This window comes from Anaeromicrobium sediminis (genome assembly GCF_002270055.1).
In the GTDB taxonomy this organism is placed as follows: domain Bacteria; phylum Bacillota; class Clostridia; order Peptostreptococcales; family Thermotaleaceae; genus Anaeromicrobium; species Anaeromicrobium sediminis.
In genome coordinates this window covers 49705-61156 of sequence record NZ_NIBG01000009.1, presented here as the reverse complement: position 1 = coordinate 61156, position 11452 = coordinate 49705, and the positions used below count along the sequence as shown (strand labels likewise).

General features: G+C 30.9%; 10 protein-coding genes. 3 read left to right on the top strand and 7 right to left on the bottom strand.

The window, feature by feature from the left end:
* Positions 1-5 precede the first annotated feature (5 nt).
* The 4 genes from CCE28_RS11410 to CCE28_RS11395 all read right to left on the bottom strand — a co-directional run bounded on the left by CCE28_RS11410 (position 6) and on the right by CCE28_RS11395 (position 4233).
* Positions 6-770, bottom strand: coding sequence for a GNAT family N-acetyltransferase (locus CCE28_RS11410; RefSeq protein ID WP_176461783.1), 765 nt, complete (start codon positions 768-770; stop codon positions 6-8).
* 258 nt (positions 771-1028) lie between these two features.
* The gene (locus tag CCE28_RS11405) at positions 1029-1871 is read right to left on the bottom strand and encodes a DNA-binding domain-containing protein (RefSeq protein WP_095133846.1); all 843 of its coding nucleotides are present in this window, start codon (positions 1869-1871) and stop codon (positions 1029-1031) included.
* Positions 1871-3136, bottom strand: coding sequence for an ATP-binding protein (locus tag CCE28_RS11400; protein ID WP_095133845.1), 1266 nt, complete (start codon positions 3134-3136; stop codon positions 1871-1873). Before CCE28_RS11400 ends, CCE28_RS11405 begins: the two co-directional genes overlap by 1 nt.
* Before the next feature lie 83 nt (positions 3137-3219).
* Entirely contained in the window at positions 3220-4233 is a 1014-nt protein-coding gene (locus CCE28_RS11395; protein ID WP_095133844.1) for a PTS sugar transporter subunit IIC, read from the bottom strand.
* Positions 4234-4979: 746 nt separating this feature from the next.
* Between CCE28_RS11395 and CCE28_RS11390 the strand changes: the two genes are divergently transcribed.
* Together CCE28_RS11390 and CCE28_RS11385 are read left to right on the top strand one after the other, a co-directional pair.
* Positions 4980-5561 (top strand): hypothetical protein, encoded by a 582-nt coding sequence (locus tag CCE28_RS11390; RefSeq protein WP_095133843.1) that lies wholly within the window; start codon positions 4980-4982, stop codon positions 5559-5561.
* A 21-nt stretch (positions 5562-5582) separates the two neighbouring features.
* Complete coding sequence (locus CCE28_RS11385) at positions 5583-6617, top strand: homoserine dehydrogenase (protein WP_095133842.1); 1035 nt, start codon at positions 5583-5585, stop codon at positions 6615-6617.
* Positions 6618-6672: 55 nt separating this feature from the next.
* On the opposite strand, the gene CCE28_RS11380 is transcribed toward CCE28_RS11385, so the two are convergent.
* Entirely contained in the window at positions 6673-7317 is a 645-nt protein-coding gene (locus CCE28_RS11380) for a transmembrane-type terpene cyclase (protein ID WP_095133841.1), read from the bottom strand.
* A gap of 297 nt (positions 7318-7614) precedes the next feature.
* On the opposite strand from CCE28_RS11380, the gene CCE28_RS11370 reads away from it, so the two are divergent.
* Positions 7615-8166 (top strand): peroxiredoxin, encoded by a 552-nt coding sequence (locus CCE28_RS11370; protein ID WP_278277561.1) that lies wholly within the window; start codon positions 7615-7617, stop codon positions 8164-8166.
* 69 nt (positions 8167-8235) lie between these two features.
* Here the strand turns inward: CCE28_RS11370 and CCE28_RS11365 are convergent, their stop codons facing one another.
* Complete coding sequence (locus CCE28_RS11365; RefSeq protein ID WP_330396849.1) at positions 8236-9690, bottom strand: DEAD/DEAH box helicase; 1455 nt, start codon at positions 9688-9690, stop codon at positions 8236-8238.
* Between the two features lie 155 nt (positions 9691-9845).
* Positions 9846-11441, bottom strand: a complete 1596-nt coding sequence (locus tag CCE28_RS11360; protein ID WP_095133838.1) for a DUF7910 domain-containing protein — start codon at positions 11439-11441, stop codon at positions 9846-9848.
* Positions 11442-11452 lie beyond the last annotated feature (11 nt).

The window sequence follows — 11452 nt, the reverse complement described above, 5'->3', positions numbered from 1 at the left end:
TTTTATTAACCCGTTATTACTTCATTAAAGAATCCTATTTTCTTAAAACCCAGTTTTTCATAACATCCTATGGCAGGAAGATTTTCTTCTTTTACATTTAAGCATATATTTTCATACTCCCCTAATAGGTTTTTTATAATCTCCACCATGACTTTAGTTCCTAATCCTTTTTTCCTGTAGTCTGGGTGAGTAGTTACACATCCAATTGCAGCTACAGCCACTTCTTCATTTTTAGCACTTATACCACCTACACAGATTAATTTATGACCATCTTTTATTCCAAAGAAATAATTTTCTTCAACAAATTCCCGTTCTAATAAATACTCTGGATGACTTTTCTCTAGTAGGTTTACTATAATGTCATAATCATCTTTAGTCAGTCTTACTACTTCCTTTGCATTATATCCTTTATAATCTATATGCTCCTTTAACTCCATATTATAATATTTACATACTTGTCCTTGGAAGTTGTTATCCCTTCTATTTAAATGGGCATATAAATCCTTAGGTAAAAAAGCTTTTAATTGCTTAGCAAGTTCTTCTGCATATTCATCATTTGAATAGGAAGTACAAAGAAGTACGGGAAATCCATATTTTATTATATACATGGCTAAAGCTTCTAATTTTTCCTTATTAAACAATCCAAACCATTGAGTATTTTCCCAAAAGGGAGATTCTAGATTATTATAATAATAGTGATAGTCATTAGGATTTTTATCCTTTAGAAATTCTTCAATGATTCTTTTTTCATGGATAGTCTTTAATTTCATATTCATCATCCTTTTTCATGTACTATCCACATTATACCAGCTTTATATATAAAAAAGTCATACTTCGTATGATTCGTTATGGAACCCTATGGTTCCCTTCGACGATTGCTATCGCAATCTGAACACCCTCCTTTAAAGAGGCAGGGGAATACTTCCCCCACACCCCCTTAATTTTTTACTTATCCACATCTTTGAAAATTTATAATTTCCTAGTAAGTAAAAAAACTCCTAAGAAAATATTTTCTCAGGAGTTTTATTTTATATACGTCCGTTATCCATGGCAGCAAAAACTATTCCATCTATGAACTTTTTAACATTCACCGATCCCATAATAATGCTTTTACCTTTTATATAATCCATTTGTCTTTTTACTTGCTTAAAGTCATATACGCTATTTGAAAACTCAACGAACACATCATTTAAATAGTCGTCTATTCCCAAATTAGCAATGTTTGTCATTCCCGTATAGGCTGTTCTCCTAATTCTCTGTTCCATAGATTTAGGGTTATCTGTAAGATATCCACATAACTCTTTTATAGTATAATCTGACATAGTCTTATTTCTAACTAATAAATATTTTACTAACTGAATTATATCTTTAGTCCCTACTTGTCCGATAATTCCCATTCTCTTTAGGACTTGTACTATTTTAGTCTCATAATCAACTACTTCTTCTACTTTTTCCCTTTTATTTCTACTAAAGATGTTCTCTATATCCATTAGTTTATTCTCTTTTTCATATATGTCTACTACCTTTTTTACTACATTCTCAATTTCTATTGCATTTATAGGTTTATATATATAAAACTCCACACCATTTTCATAAGCTTTTCCTATCATATCTTTACATGATACCTGAGATATCATAATGAATTTCATCTTAGGATATAGTTCTTTAGCTTCCTTTACTAAATGAAGTCCATCTTTCCCTGGCATTAATAAATCTACTAAGACTAATTGGGGATTCAATTCTCCTATTTCTTCTAGACCCTTGTTTCCATCTAAAGAATACCCCACCACTTCTCCTAATTTTTTATCTTCTATTATTTTTTGCAAAATTTTTACTATATGAATATCATCTTCTATTATATATAATTTCATTATTGATTCACCTCTAAAGCTTTTTTGGGAATAGATATATATAATATAACCCCTTCATTTAATCTAGATTCTATTTTTATATTTCCTTTAAGTTCTTTTTTAATAAGATCATGAACTAAACTTAAACCAAGTCCCCTATTTACTGACCCCGTACTATAATCAATTTTAGTAGAAAAACCTGGATGAAATATGAACTCCTTGTCTTCCTCTTTTATACCGCATCCGTTATCCCTTAAGATAAATATATGGTTTTCATCATCTTCCTTGTGAGTAAAAAATATTTTACCACTATCCCCTTTTATAGCATCTATACTATTAGTTATTATATTTCTAAATATAGACATGAGATAATAGTGCTTGCAAGTATTAAAGTCATTCCCTAATTCATAATAAACCTGAATATTTTGTCCTCGACTTATTATTTCTGTCTCCATACTTTCCTTTAATATGAACATAATCTCCTTAAAGTCCATAGCTCTATCTTTAAGCTTATTTCCATATATCTCTTCCACACCACGGATAAATAAATTGTACTCTTTTTTAATTTCATGAATGTCTTTAGCCACAGATGAGGCTAAATCTTCTAAGATATCCTGTTCTTCATCCTGTGATATTTTACAGAATAATGAATAAGCCTTTGACATTACACTTTCGATATTATCGGAAGTCTTTTCTATCCAATACATTTCCATTTTAATTCTAGATGTGAGCCACAAAAGCTTTCTATATCTCTCTTCATGTTCCTTTTTCAATATAAAAAGCTTGTAGTAATCAATGGTATCTAAAACTAATTTCACGATAGCTGAACGTATTATGGCTACTACAAATAAGGTTACCGTTACACGAACAAAATCCTCGAATAGATCTGTCTTCATTCTCATATATATCTCTATCATATTTGCCGTAAAGTCACAGCAAGTTAGTATTACAAATAGCCGTTCCTTATCATAATCAGTATTTTTTTTATTTAAAATACTATATAAGATACCAAAGGATAAGTAAAAGAAAAACTCAGGTAAAAACATATACAAAGTATTCCTAGTAATGTCTCCACTTAGACCATATACACCTATACGCCCTAAATACACTGCCGTAGCTGTGGTTATTCCTAAAAATACTCTATTTAAATCAGGAAAAACATACATATATACTGCAAATAAAATTATTGCAAATGCTATATTAAAATCTTTAACAAATAAATTAATGCTAATTTGTGCTGCTAACGCCGTATAAAGAGCTATTTCTAGTGTTTTCCTGATTTTCATAGTGTATACATCCTTCTTTTTATAATAAATAATTATATCATAGGGTTAAATGAGTATCTACATATTATTTCTTCCTTATTTACTTAAGAAGTTACTGCTACAGCCTTCTCTTTTCTCATAAATAGAACTACAGATGAAACTATATATCCACCTATCATTCCTCCTATTACTGCAAATACTACTGCTTGAATTACATTCATTGGTGGATTAAATCCAAAGGGAGCTAATAGTCCTGGAATAGGAGATGCAGTTCCCGGTGCATCATTAATTATATTAAAGTATGCTGCTGATATTCCTGCAAGACCACCGCCTATAAAGTTAGAACTAAATATAGGTATAGGGTTTGCCGTTACTATATCTGCTTGTGTTAAGGGTTCTAGCATTACTGCTGTTACATTACTAGTATCACCTAATTTTAAACGTTTAAATATAATTCCATTAGTGAAAGATCCACCTACACATGCTATAGCTGCAATTCCCATAGGTAATCCAGTTAATCCAAGCATGGCAGTTAAAGCCATAGAACTTAATGGAGAAGTACATATCATCTTCATTAAACCACCTAATAAGAATCCCATAACTATAGGCGATTGGTCAGCTGCTATAAGGATCATATCTCCTATATTAGCTAAAGTTGAATCTACCACTGGTGCCACTTGTACTGCTAATAATCTTGCCATAGGTGCAATAATTAATACACTTACAATTACATCTAATCCTTCTGGTAGTTTTTCCTCTAATTTAGGACCTATTAATCCTACTGCATATCCAGCTATAAATCCTGGTAATATGCTCATGCCTGATAAGGCAATCCCAGCTGATACGGCTAAAACAGGGCTAACTCCCATACTAAGTGGTACTAAAGCTGCTGCCGCAACACCACCTAAAGAACCTGATGCGTTTCCAACTTCTCCTAAGAAAGCTATTCCTAAAAAATCTCCAAATATATATTTATGAATTGCTTCTACTAAAAAACTTGCCACAGCTGCGTTAGCTAAACCAGACATGGCCTTTTGTCCCTTTGGGGCCTTCATACTAAATATAGAAAATACTGATAATGCCAATAATAATAAACCTATTCCTTTAACAATTTCCATGAAATATCCTCCTTGTAATTTAAAAACTTCTAGTAATAGTCTGAATAAAAAATTAGTCTCTTATAGGACAAATAATGGATATGCAAATAATACACAACTGAATATACTTATAACCAACATACCGGCCTTTTTTAAAGCTTCCATACTAATCCTCCTCACATAAAATTTAATTTTAATGAATATAATTAACTTGAGTTGAAGGAATTTTAAATTTTTTCTAGAATTAATTCATAAGGGGTTCTATACATTAAATGGCTGTGAAATCGTATTCCCAACGTTTAGGTAAATACTATACGGGCTTAGGTTATAGTATTTACCTTCAATCTAAATTAAGTTTTAGGTTATTGAAATTAGGATAAGTAAAGAGTGTCTGTATTCTTTACAATGAGTAGGCTTGCTAAAATAGATTGTCATATTGTTGAGATATACTTACATAATTAATGTAAGATTCTAAGCAACTCAAGTTAGTAAGCTAATTTTTTAAGATTCTAGTCAAGTTGAAATTATATCTTCTGTAAATATAATTTCTCTATAATGATTTGAGAAAGTTTATCTAATGAAACTTTCATATTTAGATTTTTCATTAAATTTAGTATAATATCCTAGTTTCGAAAATCTTCAAGAAGTATAAATATTTTGTAAAATAAATTGAATTTTCTTTTATTGTGGAAATTCATTCATGCCATTTAAATCACCTCTTAAGCTTGTTATTTTCAACACTCTCATCTATACAAGGAGGTCTAATTATGGTTCATTTTTTTAAATTATTTATTTTAGTTTCTTCTATACTTTTCATATTCTTGAAACTTTATAATCTTCAAAAGGATACTTTAATACTTAGATCAGCCCTATCCTTTGGTAATGACTATCTTCCATTTTTCATAAGTGCATCTTTATTGATGGGTATTTTTCATTTTAGAGATTTTTTCAATATATTAGAAAGTTCCCAATTAAATATTCATAATTTTGTAGAATTTCTTAACTATATTTCCTTGAAACTTTCTGAGACAAAGAACCTATTATCTGTGTACTATAAAAATGAGGTCCTCTTTTATCCTCTTATGGCCGGTCTGATTTTTTCATCTTATGGTGTCGCAGGTATTTTACTTATGAGTAAAAATGGCTTATATGAAAGTGGCATTTATATAAACAGTGATAAATATAACTGGAATTATATAAAGGATTTTAATTGGTCATCTGTTAAAACAAGTAAAAGTAAAAAATTTTACTATTTAAACTTTATTTCATATAATGAAGAAGACCTTGTTATGAAGATTCCATTTAAGGATAAGAATAAGTGGGATTTAGTTTTAAGAGAAAAGTTTTAAGGCATAGTAAAGGAGTTTTATATGAATATTGCAGTATTAGGTTATGGAGGAGTTTCAAAAGCATTCATAGAGTTAATTTCTTCTAAAGAAGATTACTTAAAAAGAGAAAAAATTTCTATACAGATAAATTATATTTTAAATTCTAAGGGAGGAGTATATGATCCAAAGGGTATAGACTACAATAATCTATTGAATTTTACTAGTAATAAAGGAAATTTAATAGATTATCCTCATGGTGGAAGTTCTAACTTGACCTTTAATGAAATATTAAATGATAAGAATATAGATATTCTAATAGAATTAACTCCCACAAATAAGGATACAGGTGAACCTGCATTTACTCACATGAAATCAGCCCTTGAGAATAAAATCCATGTAATAACAGGAAATAAGGGACCTATATTATTAAATTATAATGAATTAAATAATATTGCCATTAAAAATAATGTTCAACTTGCCATAGGATGTACTACGGGAGGTGCCCTTCCTAGTATTAATGGAGGTCTATTTGATATGGCAGGAGCCGATATCACGTCCATAGAAGGTGTATTAAATGGTACTACTAATTTCATATTAAAGGAAATGGAGGATACATCATGCACCTATGACGAGGCTTTAAAAACTGCCCAAAGATTGGGAATCGCAGAAGCTAACCCGTCCTTAGACGTGGATGGTTGGGATACGGCCACCAAATTACTCATATTAACCAATGTACTTATGAAGGAAAATAAGACTCTAAATGATACGAAAGTACATGGCATCAGTCATATTACACCTAATCATATATTAGAGGCTCAAAAAGAAAATAAAAAATATAAGCTCATTGGTAGAACCACAAAAGAAAATAATGTTGTTAGTACTAGTGTGGGACTAAAACTATTAGAATCTACCCATCCCCTATATAATGTGGACGGTAAAAATAAGGGGCTAAGATACACTTCATCTACCTTAGGTGATTTAACCTTAATAGGAGGTGCTTCTGGAGTTACCCCAGCTGCAGCTTCTATATTTAGAGATTTAATAAATATTAATAATGGATATAAATTTTCAAAATAAAACTGGGTAAGAAGCACTCTTCTTTAACCCAGTTTTTTTAATTTCATTGTATTTACTATGTATTTGTCCATGTACTAGTTTTATTTTTTGATGAAACTTTACATAAACAACCTATATAAATTAAATCTAGTAGAAAAATGCTCGTGGCTAAAACCATTACTAATGGAGACCTATAATAGGCAAAGGCTATGATAGATGCACATAAACTTCCTACCATTTTACAAATCCCTATATATAGTGATTGGCCTTTTAAATTTCCCCTCTTAAGAATCAATGATATGAACAATGCAGACATGATGAAATTTTGACTAAAGGCAGCATACTTTCCTCTGAAATCATTAAACTCCCTTGATATGGCAACAATTATAAAAAAGCTTAAAATTAGTCCAAATATAAATGTGGGGTAAAAATATCTCAGTGGCGTATATTTTTTAAACTCTTTCCATCCAAAGATGAAAAATTGCAGTACAATAACACAATCTAATGAAAACCATACTATGTTCACAATAAGTTGTATCCCCTCTGCCGGATATATGAAAGAAAATATAAACTCCCAGCAAATATTGGCGCAGAGTGCAACCATAGGCATTCCATGTGCTCTATCCTTAAACCCTTTTCTTATAATAAGTATATATGTTATAGTCCAAAATAAAGCCATCCCCAATTGTAATATTAACTCTATCATATGCCTATTGCCCATAATTCTCCCCCCTATTACATTAAAAATTTATTAATATATATTTATTTCCCTTATGAAGTATTCATACATAAATTTAAGTATTGTATAAGGTTTCACATGTATTAGTTACTGTTGACCTATTTAAAATTTATCCTGTAACAAAGAAAGACAAGGATAATATACTAATACTAAGGGGGTATTAGGTAAATGTATAATCCATATTTATATTCCATGAATCAGGACATATATACAAATTCAATTAATGCGCACGACTCTCATGTACCTACTAAGGATAAAAAATATTATAGAGCTTTTAATTTGGGTGATCCTGCACCTGGATTTACATTACAGGGTATTGTTAATGGGCAGCCTAAGATGGTTTCATTATCGGACTATAAGCGTAAATGGGTAGTAGTATTTTTCTATGGTTCAGATTTTACATTTGTTTGACCTACTGAATTAGCAGCAGTTGCTGACTCATATAAAAATTTTCAAGCTTTAAATACACAAGTACTAGCCATTAGTACGGATAGTATCTACTCTCATAAGATTTTTATGCAAACATCACCTTCTGGAAAAAAAATAAATTATCCGCTCCTGTCTGATAGGTCTAAAGAAGTATCTAAAAAGTATGGAGTTGTAAATAAAAAAGGAGGATTTGCATATAGAGGCGCCTTCATAATAGATCCTGATGGAAATCTACAAGCTTATTTAGTTAATCCACAAGTTGTTGGGAGAAACATATACGAAATTTTAAGAATTATACAAGGTTTACAGTACAACTCAAAAACTGGGTTAGGAGTACCAGCTAACTGGAAACCAGGAGAGAAAGGCATTCCAATGGGATGGGATTATGTAGGTAAATATTAAAAACTTTAGCTTATTATAATTAAGGGGCTCTCTCACATTTTATTGTGAAAGAGCCCCTTAATACATATTCTAAAATCTATTTGTGCTACGTCTAATTCTAATCTTTTTAGCACTTATATTCTTTCCTTTTATTTTATTATTTTGGAGTGCCTTCCAGATCATATCCCCTTTTTTGTTGAATATTTCTATATATGAACAGGTATCTTGAATATCAATAATACCAATGTCTTCTCCACTTACTCCCTTAATATTAGTAAGGGCTCCTAATATATCTCCTGATCTAATTTTTTTCTTACTTCCTACATTTATACGTATCCTTGTAATATCCTTATTAAAGTTTTCTGCCACATCCCTTTGGATTTTAGGCTTTTTCTTTAACTTCTCGTTCATTACTTTAGGCTTTTTATTGTTCATCTTTCCCTTTGGTATTTCATAGTTTAAATACTCTTTAAGTTCATTAAATCTCTCTTCCTCATTAGATGATACTAATGATATGGCTATGCCCTTTTCCTCTACTCGTCCAGTTCTTCCTATTCTATGTACATAGGCTTCATTTTCAAAGGGCACATTATAGTTAATAACTAGGGATAAACTATCCACGTGAATTCCTCTACCTGCCAGATCTGTAGCTACTAAAAAATTAAATTGTCCCATCTTAAACTTAGATATGGTCCTAAGTCTAATATTCTGATGCATGCCTCCATGGAGTGCTTCACAATAATATCCCTGTCTTTTTAATTTGTTAGTTAACTTTTCAACCCCTTGTCTCGTATTACAAAATATAATACAACTTTCTGGTTCCTCTTCATTTATAATATTCTTCAGTAGTGAAACTTTATCCCTCTCTTCTACTTCATAAAAGGCCTGTTTAATCTTTTTAGTAGTTGGATTTTTCGATTCTATCTGGATTTGTTCTGGGCTTATCATATATTTTGAGCATATTTCCCTTATTTTTTCAGGCATAGTTGCAGAAAAAAGTAAGGTTTTTCTATCATGGGGAAGCTTTTTTATAATATCTTCCACTTGGTCTATGAAACCTCTGTTTAAAAGTTCATCTGCTTCGTCTATAACTAGATATTTTAAATCTTCTAGTTTAATAGTTTTTCTCTTTATATGATCACTAATTCTTCCAGGAGTTCCCACTACCACATGAACCCTTTGTTTTAATTGTCTTATTTGCATTTGTATAGGTTGTTTTCCATATACTTTCACACTTCTAATTTTTTTAAACTTTCCTATATTAGTAATTTCATCACTAACTTGCACTGCCAACTCCCTAGTAGGTGTTAAAACTAGTGCCTGAGGTTTATTAGTCTCAAGTTCAATTTTCTCACAAAGGGGGATGGCAAAGGCTCCTGTTTTTCCACTACCCGTTTGAGATTTTACTATTAAATCTTTTCCTTCAAGTACTAGGGGAATTACTTTAGATTGAACTTCCATAGGTTTTTCATATCCTAGTACATTTAATGCCCTTATTATTTCTTTGTTAATTCCATATTTGTTAAATCCTATATTATTCATCATTTTCTACCTTTCAATTTTAATACTATCTATAATTATAGTTCCCTAAACCTTTTCTGACAATGAAATATAATTATAATACTTATATAAAAATTTGATAAATGAAAAAGAGATAAGTATCTACTTATCTCTTTTTCATTTATTATTAACACTTATTTTTAATCAACTTCTATTTCTACCGTCTGGGTTGGTCCATCCCATTTTACATCACAGCCTAAATTTTCAACAATAAATCTTAGAGGAATCATGGTTCTAGAAGAATCTGATATATATGGAGCCACATCATTATATTTTTTCCTACCATTAATCTTTGCCGTTTTGCTACCAATCCAAAGCCTAATGTCCATATCATCTACTAAAATTTTAACTTCCTTCCTATTTCCATCCCAGTAAACTCTACCACCAATGGATTCTATAAATGCTCTTATAGGTAGGAATGTTCTTCCATTTTTAATAATCATTTTAGTGCCTCTTCTAGGATCTATTTCTCTTCTCTTACCATCCACTGTCATGTACTTACTTCCTACTTTAAGTATTATTTTATTATTTTTATTATTTGTCCATTCTGATCTTACTTTCACCTCATTTGAAGATTTGCTTAAGGAACCATCTTTAAAAACTGCTTTCATTATATAATAATAAGTAGTGTCATCTTCTACATTTTTATCAGTGTAGGATGTACCATCTATTGGAAAATCCGTAATAGGAGTACTGGATTTCCTTCCCCTACTAGTTCCTCTATAGAGGTTATATCCTATTACTCTTGATTCATCTAAATCATTCCAACGAAAACTTATACCATTATAACTGGATTCTGCCCTTAAGTTAAATTCTTCATAATTATAATCTTTATCTGAAATATTAACTAATTTAAAGGTAGACCATCTGCTTATTTTATCATAATTGGCCATAAGCTCATTATCATCATCTTCAATACCTAAGAACTTTCCATTATATCCTTTAAGAGCTATCTTATTGTTTCCTAAGTAAACAATTTGAAACTTAGTTGAATCATCAATTCTGCTGCTGTCCGCTTCAATTTCGCCTGATTTTTTATCTTCAACGTCCACATATTTTCCATTGTGCACTTTCAATGCTACTTTATTATCTCTTGACTGAATCAATTCAAACTTCTGCCAACTATTAATTCTGCTGCTACTTGCGATGATTTCTTCTCCACCGCCATCTTCTGCAGTTAAATATTTCCCATTTTCAGCCATTAATGCTATTTCATCTTCAAATTCAAAGTCGGGTAGTTCAAACTCACTTTTTACAAATTCAAAGGTCTCCCATTTTCCAACCTTATCACGATTTGCTACTACTTTTCCTCCGCCTCCATTTTCAGCACATACATATTTACCCTTATATGTCTTTAATGCATATTTCCCATGACTTACATAGACTAATTGAAAGGTCTCCCATTCTCTAATCTGATCTCGGTTAAAAACTACATCCTTTCCTCCGCCACCTTCTGCACATAAATATTTCCCATTATATCCCCTTATTGCAATTTTATTATTGCCCAAAGAAATTAGCTCAAAGGTCTCCCACCTTTCAACTTTCCTTCTATCCGCCTCTACCTTTCCACTCTTTTCTGTTCCCAGATATTTTCCATTATATGCTTTTATTCCTACTATTTTAATGTCCCCTGAGGATGCATAAACATCAGTAGTCACAGCACTTAATCCTGCTATCATAATAAAAGCAGTTACGATAAATGGCAATAGATTAATAAATCTTTTTCTACACTTCATAAGTCCACTCC

Bases quoted from the DNA above. Each gene is read 5' to 3' on its own strand.
- CCE28_RS11410 (WP_176461783.1), bottom strand. From the start codon at position 770: ATGAAATTAAAGACTATCCATGAAAAAAGAATCATTGAAGAATTTCTA.
- CCE28_RS11390 (WP_095133843.1), top strand. From the start codon at position 4,980: ATGGTTCATTTTTTTAAATTATTTATTTTAGTTTCTTCTATACTTTTC.
- CCE28_RS11380 (WP_095133841.1), bottom strand. From the start codon at position 7,317: ATGGGCAATAGGCATATGATAGAGTTAATATTACAATTGGGGATGGCT.
- CCE28_RS11385 (WP_095133842.1), top strand. From the start codon at position 5,583: ATGAATATTGCAGTATTAGGTTATGGAGGAGTTTCAAAAGCATTCATA.
- CCE28_RS11405 (WP_095133846.1), bottom strand. From the start codon at position 1,871: ATGAAATTATATATAATAGAAGATGATATTCATATAGTAAAAATTTTG.
- CCE28_RS11400 (WP_095133845.1), bottom strand. From the start codon at position 3,136: ATGAAAATCAGGAAAACACTAGAAATAGCTCTTTATACGGCGTTAGCA.
- CCE28_RS11360 (WP_095133838.1), bottom strand. From the start codon at position 11,441: ATGAAGTGTAGAAAAAGATTTATTAATCTATTGCCATTTATCGTAACT.
- CCE28_RS11365 (WP_330396849.1), bottom strand. From the start codon at position 9,690: ATGATGAATAATATAGGATTTAACAAATATGGAATTAACAAAGAAATA.
- CCE28_RS11395 (WP_095133844.1), bottom strand. From the start codon at position 4,233: ATGGAAATTGTTAAAGGAATAGGTTTATTATTATTGGCATTATCAGTA.